Raw genomic sequence first — 17,988 nt, 5'->3', positions numbered from 1 at the left:
AACACCGCGCCGGGGCGGCCGCTCGTCAAGCGACGCTGGCCCGATCCCGTGCCGCGGCGTCGGCCAGGGCGGCGAAGGTCCGCAGGTCGGCGGTGCGTTCCGGGTGCCACTGCACGCCCAGTGCGAAGGACTTGCCGGGGTGTTCGACGATCTCGACGACCTGATCGTCCGGGCACCAGCCGACCGGACGGAACTCACCCGGATCGGCGATCGCCTGATGGTGGAACGAGTTCACCGTGAGGGCGCGGCCGAACAGACGGTGCGACGCCGTGCCGTCCTCGACGACCACGTCGTGCCGGCCGAAGTCGGAGGAGCCGGCGGCGAGCGGGTCGGTACCGGCGGCGGCCCGGTGCCGCTCGTGGCCGACCAGGTCGGGCAGGTGCTGGTGCAGCGAGCCACCGGTGGCCACGGCCATCAGCTGCATGCCCCGGCAGACGCCCAGGATCGGCATGTCGGCCTCCAGGGCGGCACGCATCAGCAACAGCTCGGAGGCGTCGCGGACCGTGTCGGCCTCGGTGGCCGGGTGCCGCGGGGCACCCCAGTTGGCCGGGTCGATGTCGCCGCCGCCGCAGAAGACGATGCCGTCGAGTGACTCCAGCACATCGGTGCCGGGCTCGTCGGGGGTGATCAGGACGGCCCGGCCACCGGTCGCGTGCACCGCCTTCACGTAGTTCATCGGCAGCATCGCGGCCATCAGGTCGTTACGGCCGTGGTGGATGTGTTCGGCGTAGGCGGTAAGTCCGATCAGCGGTCTGCGCATGCTTTCGTGAGCTCCTTCGAGGCCGCCGCCACCAGGGCGCCGAAGAGGCGCCGGTCACGGCTCACCTCCGGATGCCACTGGACGCCGAGTACGAAACGCCGTTCCGGATCCTCGACGACTTCGGGCAGGCCGTCGGAGGCCCGTCCGGTGACGCTCAGCGAACCCGGGTCGGCGACGCCCTGGTGGTGGAAGCAGTTGATGGTCAGGTCATCGCCCATCAGGGCGGCGATCCGGCTGCCCGGTTCGAGTACGGCCTGCTGTGATCCGTACACGCCCGGGCCCGGACGGTGCTTCTCGTGGCCGAGCACGTCCGGCAGATGCTGGTGCAGGGTGCCGCCCGCGGCGACGGTGAGCAGCTGCATGCCCCGGCAGACGCCCAGGATCGGCAGATCCCGGTCGAGAGCCGTACGCAACAGGAGCAGTTCGGCGGTGTCGCGTTCGGCATGGGTCACCGTGTGCGGGCCGCGGTCCTGGCCGTACAGCGAGGGGTGCAGGTCGGGTCCGCCGGTGAGGACGAGGCCGTCCAGCCGGTCGAGGATGTCCGTGTCGTGATCGTCCGGTGGCAGGATCACCGCGCGCCCACCGGCCAGGCGTACCGCCTCGGTGTAGTCGTGCGGGACCAGCGCCGTCGGAAGGTCTTTCCAGACGCCCCAGTCCGCCGGGATCACATAGGACGTCATGCCGATGATCGGACGCATCGCACCACCGTAGTCACAGGCGCGCGGCGCCGGTGAACCGGCGCCGCGTCACGGGTCCATCTGTCCCACCTACACGGGGATCTGACCCGTCCGGGCGGGGATTCGACCCCTTACACCTTTTTGAGCTGGGCGTTTGGAGTCTCGTACCCCACGTTAGCGGGTCGGTAAACCTCACAGCGGAGTTACGTACGCTCCGGTGATGCCGCCGTCCACGACGAACTGCGACGCCGTCATGAAGGATGCGTCGTCACTCGCCAGGAACGCCACCGCGGCGGCGATCTCGTCGGGTTCGGCGAAACGGCCCATCGGCACGTGCACGAGTCTCCGGGCGGCCCGCTCCGGGTCCTTGGCGAACAACTCCATGAGCAACGGGGTCGCCACCGGGCCGGGGCACAGCGCGTTGATCCGGATGCCTTCGCGGGCGAACTGCACGCCCAGCTCCCGGGTCATCGCCAGCACCCCGCCCTTGCTCGCCGTGTAGGCGATCTGCGAGGTGGCCGCCCCGAGCAGGGCCACGAACGACGCGGTGTTGATGATCGAGCCCTTGCCCTGCCGCTGCATGTGCGGGATTGCGTACTTGCAGCAGAAGAAGACACTCGTCGTGTTGACCTTGAGCACGCGCTCCCACGCGTCCAGGCCGGTGACCAGGATCGAATCGTCGTCCGGCGGCGAGATGCCGGCGTTGTTGAAGGCGATGTCGACCCGGCCGTGCCGCTCCGCGACCCCGTCGAAGAGCGCCTTGACCTGTTCCTCGTCGCTGACGTCACAGGCCACGAACTCGCCGCCGATCTCGTCGGCCACGGCCTTCCCGGCGTCGGAGGAGATGTCCACGGCGACGACCTTCGCACCCTCGGCGGCGAACCGCCGGGCGGTGGCCAGCCCGATTCCACTGCCGGCGCCGGTGATCACGGCGATCCGGTCCTGCAAGCGATTCACTCAGTCTCCCGTTGAGATGAACACGTTCTTCACGTCGGTGAAGGACAGCAGTGCGTCCGGACCGAGTTCACGCCCGAGGCCGGATTGCTTCATACCGCCGAACGGGGTCCAGTACCGCACCGACGAGTTGCTGTTGACGCTCAGTGCTCCGGTCTCGACAGCCCGGGAGACCCGCAGCGCGCGGCCCACGTCTCGCGTCCAGAGCGAGCCGGAGAGGCCGTACTCGGTGTCGTTCGCCAGCCGGACCGCTTCCTCCTCGTCACGGAACGGGAGCACGGAGACGACCGGGCCGAAGATCTCCTCGCGCCAGTGCCGGTCGGCGGTGGAGCCGGCCAGCAGCACGGTCGGCGGGAACCACCAGCCGTCCTGTTCGGGCGCCGATCCCTGGAACGCCACGTCGGCGTCCTCCAGATAGGAGGCCACCGAGGCCCGTTGACCGGAGGAGATCAGTGGGCCCATCTCCGAGGAATCGTCCGCCGGGTCGAGCACCCGGAAGTTCCGGACGGCCGGCTCCAGCAGGCTCAGGAACCTCTCGTAGACGGACGCCTCGACGAGCAACCGGGAACGGGCGCAACAGTCCTGGCCCGCATTGTCGAAGACCGCACCCGGCGCGGCGGCGGCCGCCGCCTCCAGGTCGGCGTCCGCGAAGACGATGTTGGCGCTCTTCCCGCCGAGCTCCAGGGTCACCCGTTTCACCTGGTCGGCACAGCCCGCCATGATCGACTTGCCGACCTCGGTGGACCCGGTGAAGCAGACCTTCCGGACCGCCGGGTGGGTGACGAACCGCTGTCCCACCACGCTGCCCTTACCGGGCAGCACCTGGAACACGCCCTCCGGCAGCCCGGCCTCGAGAGCCAGTTCGGCGAGGCGGATCGCGGTCAGCGGGGTCAGCTCGGCGGGCTTGAGCACCACCGTGTTGCCCGCCGCCAGCGCCGGGGCGAACCCCCAGCCGGCGATCGGCATCGGGAAGTTCCACGGCACGATGATCCCGACCACGCCGAGCGGCTCGTGGAAGGTCACGTCGATACCGCCGGACACCGGGATCTGCCGGCCGGACAGCCGCTCCGGTGCGCCCGCGTAGTAGTTCAGCACGTCCCGGACGTTGCCGGCCTCCCATCGCGCGTTGCCGGCGGTGTGCCCCGCGTTGCGTACCTCCAGCTGCGCCAGCTCCTCGATGTGGTCCTCGACCACCGCGGCGAAGCGGCGCAGAAGCCGCGCCCGGTCCCCGGGCGAGACCCGGCGCCACTCACCGAAGGCCTTCACCGCGCGGTCGATCGCCGCATCGGTCTCCTCCAACCCGAGCGACGGTACGGTCGTGAAGACCGTCCCCGTCGCCGGGTTGATCACGTCAGTCGTCCCCACGCCAAGATCCTCACACACTCAGAGGCGTTCGAAGCCGCGACGCAGTTCCCAGTCGGTGACCGCCGCGTCGTAGGCGGCCAGCTCGACCTTCGCCATGTTCCCGTAGTGCGCCACCACGTCGGCGCCGAACGCCGCCGCCCCGACCTCGCTGGCCATCCACAGCTCGTGGGCGTCACGCAGCGTCCCCGGCACCCGGTCGGCGTCCGGATCCTGGTACGCGTTGCCGGCGAACTCGTCCTCCAGCGACAGCTCGTTCTCGATGCCGTGCAGCGCACCGGCCACCAGGGCGGCGATCGCCAGGTACGGGTTGACGTCCCCGCCCGGCACCCGGTTCTCCACCCGCATGCCCTGCCCGTGGCCGGCGATCCGCAGCGCGCAGGTGCGGTTGTCGACGCCCCAGCGCAGTGCGGTCGGTGCGAACGACCCCGGCTGGTAGCGCTTGTACGAGTTGATGTTCGGCGCGAAGAGCAGGCTGAACTCCCGCATCGTGGCGAGCAGTCCGGCCAGCACCCGCTGCCCGGTCTCGCTCAGGTGGGCCGGGCCGTCGCCGAGCATCGCCGACCGCCCGTCCTCGCCGCGCAGCGAGAAGTGGATGTGGCAGGAGTTGCCTTCCCGCTCGTTCGGCTTGGCCATGAAGGTGAGCGCCATACCCTCCTGGGCGGCGATCTCCTTGGCCCCGTTCTTGTAGATCACGTGGTTGTCGGCGCTGGTCAGGGCGTCGGCATAGCGGAAGGCGATCTCGTGCTGGCCCAGGTTGCACTCGCCCTTGGCGCTCTCCGGCACCAGCCCGGCGCCGTACATGTCGTTGCGGATCCGGCGCAGCACTGGCTCCACCCGTGCGGTGCCGAGCAGCGAGTAGTCCACGTTGTACTGGTTGGCCGGGACCAGGTCGCGGTAGCCCTTGGTGAACGCCTGCTCGTAGGTGTCCTTGTAGAGGACGAACTCCAGCTCGGTGCCGGCGAACGCGGTCAGCCCGTGCGCCGCCAGCCGGTCGAGCTGGCGGCGCAGGATCTGCCGGGGTGACGCCGGCACCGGGTTCCCGGCCGTGTCGAGCAGGTCGGCGAGGACCAGAGCGGTGCCCGGCTGCCACGGGATCCGGCGCAGCGTGCTGAAGTCGGGCTTCATCACGAAGTCGCCGTACCCGGTGGACCACGAGGACATCTCGTAACCGTCGACGGTGTTCATGTCGACATCGACCGCGAGCAGGTAGTTGCACCCCTCGCTGCCGCCGGACACCACCTCGTCCAGGAAGAAGCGTCCGTGCAGCCGCTTGCCCTGCAACCGGCCCTGCATGTCGGTCAGCGCCAGCAGGACGGTGTCGATGCCGCCGTTGTCGACGGAGACGTCGAGTTCCTCGAGATCCATGGGTCCAGTCCTATCAGTCGGTCGGCTCGCCGTGGGCAGCCTTTTCCAGGACGTTCTGCTTCGGCCCGGTGAACCACTTGCGGGCACTGGCGAACCACCAGATCGTGGCCGCGCCGACAACCACCGCCACAGCGACGATCGTGTAGTTGAAGGTCTCCGCGGTGATCGGGCTCGCCGGTGGGAGGACGAACAGCACGCAGATGATCCCTACCCAGACGATCGCGATCCATCCGATCGGGGCGCTCCACTTCCCGAGATGCCACGGGCCGGGTTCGAAGTCCGGGTCGAGCCGGCGCAGCAGGACCGGGCCGACGTACGCGATGTAGAGGCCGATCACCGCGATCGAGGTGGCCGCGAAGTACGCCACGGTGTTCCACAGCGACGGCAGCACCAGGATCGTGGAGAGGGTCACGCACAGCCAGATGGAGTTGGTGGGTGTACCGGTGCGGGGGTTGACCTTCTTCCAGATCCGCGAGCCGGGGATCGCGTCGTCACGGGCGAAGGCGTACGACATCCGGGAGTTGGCGGTGACCGAGGCCATGCCGCAGAACCACTGCGCGACCATGCAGATGAAGAGCAGGAACACCCCCAGGTCCGTGCCGACCGCGTCGATGAAGATCTGCGCCGGGGGCAGGCCGAGCTCGGTGCCGAGCGCGCCCTCGTAGTCCTGGATGGACCAGGTGATCGCGACCAGCAGGACGAAACCGGCGATCACCGAGACGACCACCGACAGCACGATGCCGCGGGGGGCCGCCCGGGCCGCGTCGTGGGTCTCCTCGGCGACGTGCGCCGAGGCGTCGTACCCGGTGTACGTGTACTGCGCCATCAGCAGGCCCATGAGGACGGCGTACACGCCGGCGCCGGCGAAGGTGAAACCGGTGGCGTTGTAGACCTCGGTGAACACCTCGGAGATGGGTTTGTGCTGGTCGGGGACGACAGCGAGGATGCCGACGATCACCGCGACGCCGATCAGGTGCCACCAGGCGCTGATGTCGGAGAGGACACGCACCAGGTTGACGCCGAAGGTGTTCAGCAGGCCGTGCACGACGATGATGACCAGGAAGATCAAGAACGTCGAGAGCGCCGTCACCTCCAGGCCGAAGGTCAGGCTCAGGAACGCCGCCGTGGTGATCGCGGCGCCGAAGTCGATGGCCGCGGTCACCGCGACCTCGCCGAGGAAGTTGAACCAGCCGATGAACCAGGCCCAGGCGGGCTTGTTCCTCTTGGCGAGTGCGGCAGCCCACCAGTAGAGCGCCCCGGCGGTCGGGTAGGCCGAGCAGACCTCGGCCATGGCCAGCGCCACGAACGTCACCATGATGCCGACGAAGAGCCAGCCCAGGGTGATCGCGACCGGGCCGCCGGCCTTCATGGCGATGCCGTACGAGGTGATGGCGCCGGCCAGGATGGAGATGATCGAGAACGAGACGGCGAAGTTGGAGAAGCCGGAGAGGCGGCGGTGGAGTTCCTGTTTGTATCCGAGTTGGGCGAGTCGTTCCTCGTCGGTGCTCATCGGTGCCTCCTGCACGAAGGACTGTGACCTGAGCCACGTCTTGGAGCATGATCGCTCCGCCGTGTTACGGCCGTCAATGCGCAGGGTTAATTGCGTTGCCGCGATTCGGGCCCCGGTGCGAGCCTTGTTGCAGGCGATCCCCTCGGAAGGATCACCTGTGGACACCTCTCCGCCGGCGGCGGTGCGGGGCGCGGTCACCTCTCTCTTCCTCAGCGCCCGTCCCGCACCGCCGCCGCTTCACGCATCGACAGCTGGAAGAGTTCGCGCAGGTGGTCAGACCTTTGCGCGAAAAAATCTACAGCGGCGACTCTAGAAATCTGGCCGGGAACGGCCTATCTTTGTCTTGTCGGCTTCAGCCGGCAGCAACTGGCACAGACGCTGAGTTGGAGAAGGAGGACGAGATACCGCAGCAACGCGTAATCACGTTGTCCCCAACCCGACAAGAGGTGATCGCAGCCGATGCCTTTCACTCCGGTCGACTGCTAGCGGCACGCAGCTGGTCGACCACATGCGCCGGGTGAGTCCGGCAACAGAATTGAAAAGCCAGGGCCCCGGTTACCCGCCGGGGCCCTGGACTGTTCCGGCTCGTGTACGAAGAAGACATGGATCGGGACTCCCCGTCGTACAGCATGGGCCGGGCCGCCGAGATGATCGGCGTGACCGCGGCCTTTCTCCGTAGCCTCGACGGAACCGGACTGATCGAACCCGAGCGCTCACACGGCGGCCACCGCCGGTACTCCCGTCATCAGCTCGACCTCGCCGCCCGCGTCCGGGTCCTGCTGAACGAGGGGTTCCTGCTCGCCGCCGCCTGCCGGATAGTCACGCTCGAGGACCGCCTCGAGGCCGCCCAGCGGCACATCCGTGAGCTCGGCGGAACCGTCACCCCCGACCAGGACGCCACCATTCCCACCCAGACCCGCCGCGGCTGACGTCTCCCGGCGGCCCGTGGCATCGTCATCGGCATGACATCGGTGACCTCCGACGAATGGGTGCGGCCCCGGCCGACGCCGGCGCAGCGCCGCGCCGACCTGTGGACCGGGCTGACGGTCGCGGCCGTCGCCCTGGTCAACCTGTTCCTGGCCCGGCGCGCCGGGATGTTCGAATTCCCGCACCGGGCACCGCCGGCCGAGCAGATCTGCTGGGTGCTGGCCACCACGCTGCCACTGGTGCTCCGCCGGGCGCACCCCGACGTGGTCGCCGTCGGCATCGCGGTCGCCTTCGTCGGCGGCCAGCTCCGCGGGTCGCAGGAGCAGCAGGTCACCACCGGCGCACTGTTCGCGGCGATCTACACGCTCGGCGCGTGGGGTCGTCACCGCAACCGGTCGCGGTACCTTCGCCTCGGCATCATCGTCGGCATGTTCGGCTGGCTCCTCCTCACCTTCGTGGTGTTCAGCGGCCACCTCGAGGACCCGGCCGAGAGAGCCTCGCTCGCCTTCAACGCACTGGTGGTCAACACGGCCTTCTTCGCCTTCTGCCACCTGATGGGCGACGCCGTCTGGAACGGCGTCCGGCAGAGGCACGAACTGGAGGCCCAGGCCGCCGCACTCCGCGACGCGCAGGCGCTGGCCGCCGAACGGGCGGTCCTCGGTGAACGGGTCCGGATCGCCCGCGAACTGCACGACGTCGTCGCCCACCACGTCTCGGTGATGGGCATCCAGGCCTCCGCCGCCCGCCGGGCCATGGACAAGGACCCGGCCCGGGCCCGGACCGCGCTCACCGCAGTCGAGGACGGCGCCCGCACCGCCGTCGACGAACTGCGCCGCATGCTCGGCGCACTGCGCTCCCCGTCGGCTCTGGCCCCGGCGGAGGACGTGGTCCCGAACGCCGGTATCGACCGCCTCGCCGAGATCACCGACCGGGCCCGGGACGCCGGGCTCACCGTCCGGTACGCCGTCTACGGTGATCCGGTGCCGCTGCCCGAATCGCTGTCCCAGGCCGCCTACCGGATCACCCAGGAGGCGGTGACGAACACTCTCAAGCACGCCCATGCGAGGACGCTCGACGTCCGGGTCCGTTACCTCAACGGCGAGCTCGAACTCGACGTCACCGACGACGGCCGGGGCGGCACCCCGTCCGGCGGCGGCATGGGCCTGGTCGGCATGCGGGAGCGGGTGGCGGTGCACGACGGCGCCCTCGAGCACGGGCCCCACCCCGACGGCGGCTACCGGGTGCGGGCCCGGTTCCCGTACCCGGCGGGCGTCGCCCTGTGAACGTCAGCGTGCTGCTCGCCGACGACCATCAGCTGGTCCGCACCGGCTTCCGGGTCATCCTCGAGATGGAGGACGACATCACCGTCGTCGGTGAGGCCGCCGACGGGGTCCAGGCGGTCGACCTGGCGCTGCGCCTGCGGCCCGACGTGGTCCTGATGGACGTCGAGATGCCCGGTCTGGACGGGCTGGAGGCGACCCGGCGGATCGCGGCCGGCGGCGGACCGTCGGTGCTGATCCTGACCACCTTCGACCGCGACGACTACCTGTTCGCGGCGCTGCGCGCCGGCGCGAGCGGTTTCCTGCTCAAGAACGGCACCCCGGAGGACCTGACCGAGGCGGTACGGGTGGTCGCCGCCGGTGAGGCGCTGCTCGCCCCGGCCGTCACGCGGCGGGTCATCTCCACGTTCACCACGCCCGCGACCGCCGGGGTCCGCCTCGGCCAGCTGACCCCGCGCGAGCACGAGGTGCTGGTCCTGCTCGCCGGGGGCGCCACCAACGCGGAGATCGCGACCACCCTGCGTCTCGGCGAGACCACGGTGAAGACGCACGTCAGCCGGGTGTTGATGAAGATCGGAGCACGCGACCGCACCCAGGCCGTCGTTCTGGCGTACGAGCTGGGGGTGGTCCGTCCCGGGGGTGGAGGGTCCTTCTGAAGGAGGACCTCCCCGCGCCGGACGACGCGACCTCGCTCGATCTCTAGCGTGGTACGCATGACAACCGTCCTGAACGTGGAGGCCGTTAACCGGACCTTCGGCGAACGACAGGTCCTCAAGGACGTGTCGTTCACCGTGGACTCCGGCCGGCTGACCGGCTTCGTCGGCGCGAACGGCGCCGGCAAGACCACCACCATGCGGATCATCCTCGGCGTCCTGGCCGCCGACAGCGGTGCGGTGACCTGGCGCGGCCGGCCCGTGACCCGTCAGGACCGGCAGGCGTTCGGCTACATGCCGGAGGAACGCGGTCTCTATCCGAAGATGACCGTCACCGAGCAGGTCGTCTACCTGGGACGGCTGCACGGTCTCAGCGCGGCCGACGCCCGGCGCCGCACCACCGCCCTGCTGGAACGCCTCGAGCTCGCCGAACGCGGTGGCGACCCGGTGGAGAAACTGTCGCTCGGCAACCAGCAGCGGGCCCAGATCGCGGCGGCCCTGGTGCACGACCCCGAACTGCTGGTCCTCGACGAGCCGTTCTCCGGACTCGACCCCCTCGCCGTCGAGAACGTGCTGACCGTGCTCCGCGAACGGGCCCGGTCCGGCGCCGCGGTGCTGTTCTCCAGCCACCAGCTGGAACTGGTCGAACGCCTCTGCGACGACCTCGCGATCATCGCCGACGGGACCATCCGGGCCGCCGGGTCGCGGACCTGGCTGCGCGAGCAGTACACCCTCCCCCGCTACACGATCGAGGTCGACTCCGACGCCGGCTGGCTCCGCGACGAGCCCGGAGTCACCCTGCTCGAACTGGACGGCCGCCGCGCCGTCTTCGACCTCGACGCCGAAGCCGACGACCAGGCCGTGCTGCGGTCCGCCCTGAGCCGGGGCCCGGTCCGTACCTTCGCCCCGGTCCGCCCGTCGCTCGCCGAGATCTTCCGAGAGGTGATCCAGTGACCACGTTCGAAGCCGCCAAACTGGTTGCGGGCCGGGAGATCCGGGTCAAACTGCGCGACAAGGCATTTCTTCTGGGTACGGTCCTGCTGCTCTTCTTCACGGCGCTCGGCGTCGTCCTGCCCATCCTCCTCGAAGGCGGCCCCGGCAAGGTCGCCGTGGTCGGCGCCACCCACGTGGCGGCGCTCGAGAAGGCCGGCCTTGAGGTCGAGGTCGTCGCCGACCGCGCCGCCGCCGAACGGCTGGTCCGCGACGAGGAGGTGGACGCCGCGGTCGTCGACGGGCCGGTGGTGCTCTCTCTCGAGGAAAGCCCGCAGGACGTGGTGTCCGCGCTCAGCACCTCGCCGCCGGTCGAGTTCCTCGACCCCGACGCGCTCGACGAGGCGGCGCGCTTCCTCGTACCGTTCGTGCTGTCCGTGCTCTTCTTCTTCACGACGCTGACGTTCGGCGTACAGATCGCGCAGAGCGTCACCGAGGAGAAGCAGACCCGGATCGTCGAGATCCTCGTCTCCAGCGTCCCGGTCCGGGCGCTGCTGATCGGCAAGGTCGCCGCCATGACCCTGCTCGCCTTCGGGCAGCTGGCCCTGCTGGCCACCGCCGGTGTCATCGGCATGCGGATCGCCGACGTCGGCGGCCCCCTGATCGACGCGCTGCTGCCGACCATCGGCTGGTTCCTGCCGTTCTTCGTGGTCGGCTTCCTGATGCTCGCCACCCTGTGGGCCGCCGTCGGCGCACTGGCCGCCCGGCTGGAGGACGTGAACGGCACCTCCGCCCCGCTGCAGTTCCTGGTGATGACCCCGTTCTTCCTGGTCCTGGCCCTGCAGGGCAACTCGGCCGCGATGACCGTGCTGTCCTACATCCCGTTCTCCGCCCCGATCGCCATGCCGGTCCGGATCTTCAGTGGTGAGGCCGCCGCGTGGGAGCCCTACCTGGCCCTCGCGATCCTGCTGGCCACCACGGCGGGCACGCTGATGGTCGGCGCCCGCATCTACCAGGGGTCGCTGCTGCGGACCAGCGGCCGCACCTCGTTCGCCGCCGCCTGGCGGAATCCGGCCCCGGTCGGCTGACCCGGCGACCACGCGGCCCGGCCTCCCCGCCGGGCCGCGTCGCCGGTGGGCTCGGCCGACCCGGTGGACACCACCCCGTGCCGCCCGGCAGGATCAGGGGCATGTCGATGCGATGGGGCATGACCGTGCCGTTCGGCGGCGTTCCGCTCTCCGAGCACGCCGCCGTCTTCTCAGGCCTGGCCGATGCGGGTTTCACCGATGTCTGGACGGCCGAGGTCGCCGGCACCGACGGGTTCACCCCGTTGACGCTGGCCGCCGCCTGGGAGCCACGGTTGCACCTGGGCACCGCCATCGCGCCGGTCTTCACCCGCGGCCCGGGCCTGCTGGCGATGACCGCGGCCGCTCTCGCCGAAGCCGCCCCCGGCCGTTTCCAGCTCGGCATCGGTGCCTCGTCCCCGGTCGTCGTCGGCGACTGGAACGCGGTCGGCTTCGACCGGCCGTTCGCCCGCAGCCGTGACGTGCTCCGGTTCGTGCGCTCGGCCCTCGCCGGCGAGCTGGTCGACGGCGACTTCGACACCTTCTCGGTACGCCGGTTCCGCCTCGAGCGTCCGCCGGCCACGCCGCCGCGGATCATGCTCGCCGCACTCCGTCCGGGCATGCTGCGCCTGGCCGCCGCCGAGGCCGACGGGGTGATCCTCAACTGGCTCTCGGCCGCCGACGTGGCGACCGCCCTGGCCGAGACCAAGGAGGCGAAGGCGGACTTCGACGTGGCGGCCCGCATCTTCGTGATCCCCACCGAGGATGCCGCGTACGCCCGGAACGTCGGCCGCCGGATGATCACCGCCTATCTGACGGTGCCCGCCTACGCGGCCTTCCACCGCTGGCTCGGCCGGTCCGAGGTGCTCGCGCTGATGTGGGAGGCGTGGCAGTCCGGCGACCGCAAGGGCGCTCTGGCCGCCATCCCGGATTCGCTCGTCGACGAACTGATCGTGCACGGTTCGCCGGCCGAGTGCCGGGCCCGCGTCCAGGCCTACGCCGATGCCGGCGTCACGATTCCGGTGATGGCCCTGACCCCCACGCCCGAGCTGGAACGCGGCGGGCTGCCCGCTCTGCTCGACCTGATCACCGCCCTGGGCCGCTGACCGGCTCGCCCCTCGGGTCAGGCCCGGTCGAGCGCCTCGCGGAGCCGTTCGAGCAGTTCAGCCTGAGTGAACGGCTTGGTGATCAGGATCGTGTTGGGTTCCAGGGTGCCCTCACCGGTGATGAACGGCTGGGCGTACCCGGACATGTAGACGATCGGAAGCCCGGGCCGGGCGTTGCGGACCTGTTCAGCCAGTTCCCGGCCGTGCATCTGGGGCATGACCACGTCGGTGAGCAGCAGGTCGATGTGACGGGCCGGGTCCTGGGCGATCTTGAGGGCTTCCGGGCCGCCACCGGCGCTCAGGACGTGGTAACCGTTGCGGGTCAGGATGCGTTCGGTGACGGCGCGGAGGGCCTCCTCGTCCTCGACCACCAGGATCGTCTCGCCGCCGCGCTGAAGCTGGGCGGGACCGGCCGGTGCCGTGATGGTGGCCGGCAGTTCGTCGGTGACCGGGAGCAGGGCGGTGACGACCGTGCCGGACCCCACCGTGGACGAGACGTCGGCCTGGCCGCCGGCCTGGGTGATGATGCCGTACACGGTGGCCAGGCCCAGGCCGGTGCCCTCGCCCGGCGCTTTCGTGGTGTAGAACGGTTCGAAGACCCGTTCCAGCACCTCGGGCGGGATGCCGGTGCCGGTGTCAGCGATCCGCAGGCACACGTACCGGCCGGGTGGGACGGGTGGCCGCATCCGGCGCGACTCGTCGGCGGTCACCTCGTGGTTGCCGGTAAGAACGGTGAGCGTGCCGCCACCGGGCATCGCGTCACGCGCGTTGACCGCCAGATTGACCAGCACCTGTTCGATCTGGCCGGGGTCGGCGAGCACCGGCCAGAGGCGCGGCTCCAGGTCCACGTGCAGCTGAATGTGCTCGCCGAGGGTACGCAGCAGCAACTGCTCCACCTCGCGGATCACCCCGTTGAGGTCGAGCACGCGCGGGCGTACCACCTCGCGCCGGCCGAAGGCCAGCAGCTGATGGGTGAGTTCGGTGGCGCGCCGCCCGGCCCGCAGCACCTGCTGCAGGTCGCGGGAGGCCTGTGGCCAGGCGCCGCCCGGGTCGGCGTCGGCGGCCTCCTGGATCTGCTCGGCAACGAAGCTGGTGTAGTTGAGCATCACCGCGAGCAGATTGTTGAAGTCATGTGCGACGCCGCCGGCGAGTTGTCCCAGGCTCTCCAGGCGCTGCGACTGCTGCAGCTGCGCCTCGAGACGTTCCCGTTCGGCGGCTGCGGCGAGGCGTTCCCGTTCGGCTTCCAGGCGCTGGCGTTCGGCCTGGGCCTCGATGCGCTCGGTGACGTCCCGGATGGCCGCCGAGACGATCAGGCCGTCCTCGGTCTCCATGGCGGAGAGGCTGATCTCGGCGGGGAACTCGGTGCCGTCCCGGCGGCGGGCGCGCAGGGCGTTGCCCGAACCCATCGGCCGGGGCCGCGGGTCGGCGAAGTACCGGTCCCGCTTCTCCGGATGCCCGGTCCGGACCGACTCGGGGACCAGTGTCTCGATCGGCTGTCCGAACAGTTCACTGCGCGGATAGCCGAACAGCCGTTCGGCCTGCGCGTTGACCAGAGTGATCCGGCCGTCTGCGGCGACACCGACGATCGCGTCCGGCGCGGCCTCCAGCAGGCCCTGGAACTTCGCCTCGCGGCGGACCCGGTCGCTGACGTCGCGGACCGCTGCGACGATCATGCCGCCGTTCGCCAGCGCGGAGAGCGAGATCTCGGCCGGGAACTCGCTGCCGTCGCGGCGCCGGGCGGCGAGCGGGATGCCGGCGCCCATCGGGCGCGGGCGCATGTCACGAAGGTAATCGAGACGGTGCCCGGGGTGGTGCCGGCGGAACCGTTCGGGGACCAGGAGCTCGATCGATTGTCCGAGCAGCTCGGCCCGGTCGTATCCGAACATGCGGACGGTCTGCGCGTTGACGACCTCGATGCGTCCGTCCCGGTCGACCGCGATGATGGCGTCCGGCGCGGCCTCGAGAAGGCCGGTCATCACCGCGTCGGAGGGCTCGCTCATCGCCTCACCTCGTCCCCGGTGCCGCCGCATCGCCAGCCATCATCGAGGTTAGGGCGCCACGAGCGGCCACGGGCCGAAATGGGGAGGCGCCCGGCGGTGCCGGTCGCCTCCCACGGAATTCTCTTCGGTCACTCGCTCCCGGATCTCCGGGGCTCCCGGCTGCCTGCCCCCGGCTCTTCGGTCCCGGCTCCGGATCACTCGCTCCCGGCTCCGGATCACTCGCTCCCGGCTCCGGATCACTCGCTCTCGGCGAGGATGGCGTAAAGCTTGCGCTTGGTCTCGTTGAGCACCTCGAGAGCCTTCTGCCGCTGCTCGGCGGTGCCACTGAAGCCGACCTGCTTGAGCGCGCCCATGATGCCGACCGCCGCGTCGCGGAAGTCCTGCACCTGGGACATGGTGTCGGCGCCGATCTGCGCCCACGGCGGGTTCTGTGCCGCGGCCTCGGCCTCGGGGCGCCCGTCCGCGGTGAGCCGGTAGCTCTTGCGGCCGCCCTCGGCGGCCACCTCGATCAGGCCCTCGTCCTCCAGCAGCTGCAGCGTCGGATAGACCGAGCCGGGGCTCGGGCGCCAGATGCCGCCGGTGCGGGAGTCGAGTTCCTGGATCATCTCGTAGCCGTGCATCGGCCGCTCGAGCAGCAACGCCAGGATGGCGGGGCGGACGTTCTGCCGGCCGCCGCGCCCTCGCCGCGGACCGGGCCGGCCACCGAAGTCGGGCGGCGAGAAGCCGGGGCCGCCGAAGCCACCGGACCCACCGGAACCGCCGAAGGGGAATCCGGCCGGGAAGCCGAAACCACGCCGGCGGAACTCGCCCGGCCAGCCGTGTCCGCGCTGTCCATGCATGTGCCTCATGACCTTCTCCGTTCCATCGTCGATAGTTAAACGATATATCGCAACGTGTCGGCAACAAGGTTTCTGGGATCGCGGGGTTGCGATACGTGTCGACGGCCCCGCATCTGGCAATGTGGTACCTGTGTTGACGGTGCCCATTCGTCAGCTCGGTGAGCCCGAGCGCGCAGCCGTCGAGCGGATCCTCGACGCCGACCCCTATGCGGGCGCCCAGATCGCGGAACGCGTGGCCGCGCACGGCCTGAACTGGTGGCGTTCCGACGGGCGGATCTACGGCTACGAGCCGGGCCGCCAGATCGAATCGATCATGTGGTCCGGGGCTCACCTGGTGCCGGTGGGCGCGACCCCATCCGCGACCGCGGCCTTCGCCGACCTGCTCGGCGCCGAGCCGCGCATCTGCTCGTCGATCATCGGCCGCTCCGAGGCGGTGCTGGACCTGTGGGACCGGCTCGGCGGCAACTGGGGACCCGCCCGCGACGTCCGGCCCCATCAGCCGCTGCTGGTGACCGATCGCGACGCTCCGGTCCCGCCCGACCCCGACGTACGCCTGGTGCGCTCCGGCGAGGTCGACCAGCTCTTCCCCGCGGCCGTGGCGATGTACACCGAGGAGGTCGGCGTCTCGCCCATGCAGGACGACGGCGGGCGCGGATACCGGCGGCGAATCGCCGAACTGGTCAAGGGAAGACGCGCCTACGCGCGGTTCGACGGCGATCTGGTGGTGTTCAAGGCCGAGCTGGCGATCGTGACCCGGCGGACCACGCAGGTGCAGGGCGTCTGGGTCCACCCGGACTATCGGGGCAAGGGCCTGGCCACCAGTGCGATGGCGAGCGTCGTGGCGGATGCGTTGCGGCGGGTCGCCCCGACCGTGAGCCTCTACGTCAACGACTACAACACCTCGGCCCGCAAGGTCTACGCCAACTGCGGCTTCGTCTCAGCCGGCAGCTTCGCCACAGTCCTCTTCTAACCGTCCCGCCCTGAGCAACCGCGACCCCGACCGCGTAGTTCCCGGGATGCCGCACCTCACCACGCGGGAGAGGCCGACCTGCATCGTGGCGCCTACACCCCATCGTGGCGCCTACACCCACCGGCAAGCCGCAAGTCACCACGTGCAGGAGGACGGAACGGGGCATCCCTCTCGAGAGCTGCCGCCATAGACGGTCGGCGGCGGGAACGGCGAAAATCGAGTAGCACAAACACCCCCGCAAAATGCCGCCGGTGATGAGGCAAGCGATTTGCCGACGCCCCGCGGGGTTTGCGGGGTGGCGGGAAATCGCCTGCCTCATCACCGGTTACCAGGCATTTTGCCGCGGAGCGAAGCGAAGCAATCAGACTCAGTGCACCGTCACGGTCGGCCCGGGGAGAAGCTCCCGCAGCTCGTCGGGGAGTTCGGCGCCCATCTCGTCGGCGAGCCTCAGCGCCTCCTCGACCAGCGTCTCCACGATGATCGACTCGGGCACGGTCTTGATCACCTTGCCCTTGACGAAGATCTGGCCCTTGCCGTTGCCGGAGGCCACCCCGAGGTCGGCCTCGCGGGCCTCACCCGGTCCGTTGACGACGCAGCCCATGACGGCCACCCGCAGCGGCACCGGGAACCCGTCGAGAGCCGCGGTCACCTGCTCGGCGAGCGTGTACACGTCGACCTGGGCCCGGCCGCAGGACGGGCAGGAGACGATCTCCAGACCGCGCTCGCGCAGGCCGAGCGACTCCAGGATCTGGTTGCCGACCTTGATCTCCTCGACCGGCGGCGCGGACAGCGAGACCCGGATGGTGTCGCCGATGCCCTCGGCGAGCAGTGCACCGAACGCCACGGCGCTCTTGATCGTGCCCTGGAACGCCGGCCCCGCCTCGGTCACGCCCAGGTGCAGCGGGTAGTCGCACTGCTCGGCCAGCTGCCGGTACGCCCGGATCATGACGACCGGGTCGTTGTGCTTGACCGAGATCTTGATGTCCCGGAAGCCGTGCTCCTCGAACAGCGAGCATTCCCAGAGCGCCGACTCGACCAGAGCCTCGGCGGTGGCCTTGCCGTACTTCTCCAGCAGCCGCTTGTCCAGCGAGCCTGCGTTGACGCCGATCCGGATCGGGATGCCGGCGTCGGAGGCCGCCTTGGCGATCTCCTTCACCTTGTCGTCGAACTGCCGGATGTTGCCCGGGTTGACCCGGACCGCGGCACAACCGGCGTCGATCGCGGCGAACACGTATTTCGGCTGGAAGTGGATGTCAGCGATCACCGGGAGCTGCGACTTCTTGGCGATCGCGGGCAGCGCCTCGACGTCGTCCTGGGACGGCACGGCGACCCGGACGATCTGGCAGCCGGACGCGGTCAGCTCAGCGATCTGCTGGAGCGTGGAGTTGACGTCGGCGGTGAGCGTGGTGGTCATCGACTGGACGCTGACCGGGGCGCCGCCGCCGACCAGCACCCCGCCGACGTTGATCTGACGGCTCTTCCGGCGCGGGGCCAGAGGCGGCGGGGGTACGGCCGGCATTCCCAGGCTGATCGACGTCATGGGTGGTTATTCACGACCTTCCGTGAGTTGCGACGAGAACGAGTTCGA

16 protein-coding genes are annotated in these 17,988 nt (G+C 70.1%); 7 read left to right on the top strand and 9 right to left on the bottom strand.

The genetic code is table 11. From position 1 onward, the window contains the following. Positions 1–25: 25 nt before the first annotated feature. From AB0G04_RS40580 to AB0G04_RS40555, 6 genes are all read right to left on the bottom strand, one after another. Positions 26–760, bottom strand: coding sequence for a gamma-glutamyl-gamma-aminobutyrate hydrolase family protein (locus AB0G04_RS40580; protein ID WP_360994848.1), 735 nt, complete (start codon positions 758–760; stop codon positions 26–28). Then, positions 745–1,458 (bottom strand): gamma-glutamyl-gamma-aminobutyrate hydrolase family protein, encoded by a 714-nt coding sequence (locus AB0G04_RS40575; protein ID WP_360994845.1) that lies wholly within the window; start codon positions 1,456–1,458, stop codon positions 745–747. Before AB0G04_RS40575 ends, AB0G04_RS40580 begins: the two co-directional genes overlap by 16 nt. Positions 1,459–1,629: 171 nt before the next feature. Continuing rightward, the gene (locus AB0G04_RS40570) at positions 1,630–2,394 is read right to left on the bottom strand and encodes a 3-oxoacyl-ACP reductase (protein ID WP_360994842.1); all 765 of its coding nucleotides are present in this window, start codon (positions 2,392–2,394) and stop codon (positions 1,630–1,632) included. Then, on the bottom strand, positions 2,395–3,756 hold the full coding sequence (locus tag AB0G04_RS40565) for an aldehyde dehydrogenase family protein (RefSeq protein ID WP_360994839.1): 1,362 nt from the start codon (positions 3,754–3,756) through the stop codon (positions 2,395–2,397). It lies immediately after the preceding gene. A gap of 18 nt (positions 3,757–3,774) precedes the next feature. Continuing rightward, positions 3,775–5,121, bottom strand: a complete 1,347-nt coding sequence (locus AB0G04_RS40560; RefSeq protein WP_360994836.1) for a glutamine synthetase family protein — start codon at positions 5,119–5,121, stop codon at positions 3,775–3,777. A gap of 13 nt (positions 5,122–5,134) precedes the next feature. Next, on the bottom strand, positions 5,135–6,631 hold the full coding sequence (locus AB0G04_RS40555; RefSeq protein ID WP_360994833.1) for an amino acid permease: 1,497 nt from the start codon (positions 6,629–6,631) through the stop codon (positions 5,135–5,137). 602 nt (positions 6,632–7,233) lie between these two features. Here AB0G04_RS40555 and AB0G04_RS40550 point away from each other — a divergent pair. The 6 genes from AB0G04_RS40550 (at position 7,234) to AB0G04_RS40525 (ending at position 12,591) form a co-directional block, all read left to right on the top strand. Next, entirely contained in the window at positions 7,234–7,560 is a 327-nt protein-coding gene (locus tag AB0G04_RS40550) for a MerR family transcriptional regulator (protein ID WP_360994830.1), read from the top strand. A 33-nt stretch (positions 7,561–7,593) separates the two neighbouring features. Further along, positions 7,594–8,841, top strand: coding sequence for a sensor histidine kinase (locus AB0G04_RS40545; protein ID WP_360994827.1), 1,248 nt, complete (start codon positions 7,594–7,596; stop codon positions 8,839–8,841). Next, positions 8,838–9,494 (top strand): response regulator transcription factor, encoded by a 657-nt coding sequence (locus AB0G04_RS40540; protein WP_360994824.1) that lies wholly within the window; start codon positions 8,838–8,840, stop codon positions 9,492–9,494. The genes AB0G04_RS40545 and AB0G04_RS40540 overlap by 4 nt, the downstream gene beginning before the upstream one ends. A 57-nt stretch (positions 9,495–9,551) precedes the next feature. Further along, a complete protein-coding gene (locus tag AB0G04_RS40535; protein ID WP_360994821.1) occupies positions 9,552–10,445 on the top strand; it encodes an ATP-binding cassette domain-containing protein in 894 nt (297 codons plus the stop codon). After that, complete coding sequence (locus tag AB0G04_RS40530; RefSeq protein WP_360994818.1) at positions 10,442–11,509, top strand: ABC transporter permease; 1,068 nt, start codon at positions 10,442–10,444, stop codon at positions 11,507–11,509. The genes AB0G04_RS40535 and AB0G04_RS40530 overlap by 4 nt, the downstream gene beginning before the upstream one ends. Before the next feature lie 101 nt (positions 11,510–11,610). After that, positions 11,611–12,591, top strand: coding sequence for an LLM class F420-dependent oxidoreductase (locus AB0G04_RS40525; RefSeq protein ID WP_360994815.1), 981 nt, complete (start codon positions 11,611–11,613; stop codon positions 12,589–12,591). A gap of 17 nt (positions 12,592–12,608) precedes the next feature. On the opposite strand, the gene AB0G04_RS40520 is transcribed toward AB0G04_RS40525, so the two are convergent. Both AB0G04_RS40520 and AB0G04_RS40515 read right to left on the bottom strand, forming a co-directional pair. Beyond that, the gene (locus AB0G04_RS40520) at positions 12,609–14,591 is read right to left on the bottom strand and encodes a PAS domain S-box protein (protein ID WP_360994812.1); all 1,983 of its coding nucleotides are present in this window, start codon (positions 14,589–14,591) and stop codon (positions 12,609–12,611) included. A gap of 236 nt (positions 14,592–14,827) precedes the next feature. After that, positions 14,828–15,439, bottom strand: coding sequence for a PadR family transcriptional regulator (locus AB0G04_RS40515; RefSeq protein ID WP_360994809.1), 612 nt, complete (start codon positions 15,437–15,439; stop codon positions 14,828–14,830). Positions 15,440–15,560: 121 nt separating this feature from the next. Here AB0G04_RS40515 and AB0G04_RS40510 point away from each other — a divergent pair, with 121 nt between their 5' ends. After that, the gene (locus AB0G04_RS40510) at positions 15,561–16,400 is read left to right on the top strand and encodes a GNAT family N-acetyltransferase (RefSeq protein WP_360994807.1); all 840 of its coding nucleotides are present in this window, start codon (positions 15,561–15,563) and stop codon (positions 16,398–16,400) included. A gap of 367 nt (positions 16,401–16,767) precedes the next feature. On the opposite strand, the gene ispG is transcribed toward AB0G04_RS40510, so the two are convergent. Further along, the gene (ispG, locus tag AB0G04_RS40505) at positions 16,768–17,940 is read right to left on the bottom strand and encodes a flavodoxin-dependent (E)-4-hydroxy-3-methylbut-2-enyl-diphosphate synthase (protein WP_360994804.1); all 1,173 of its coding nucleotides are present in this window, start codon (positions 17,938–17,940) and stop codon (positions 16,768–16,770) included. Positions 17,941–17,988 lie beyond the last annotated feature (48 nt).

It is taken from the genome of Actinoplanes sp. NPDC023801 (assembly GCF_040639655.1).
In the GTDB taxonomy this organism is placed as follows: domain Bacteria; phylum Actinomycetota; class Actinomycetes; order Mycobacteriales; family Micromonosporaceae; genus Actinoplanes.
Note: the sequence above shows the minus strand (reverse complement) of the source record. Positions and strands in the feature narration are given on the sequence as shown.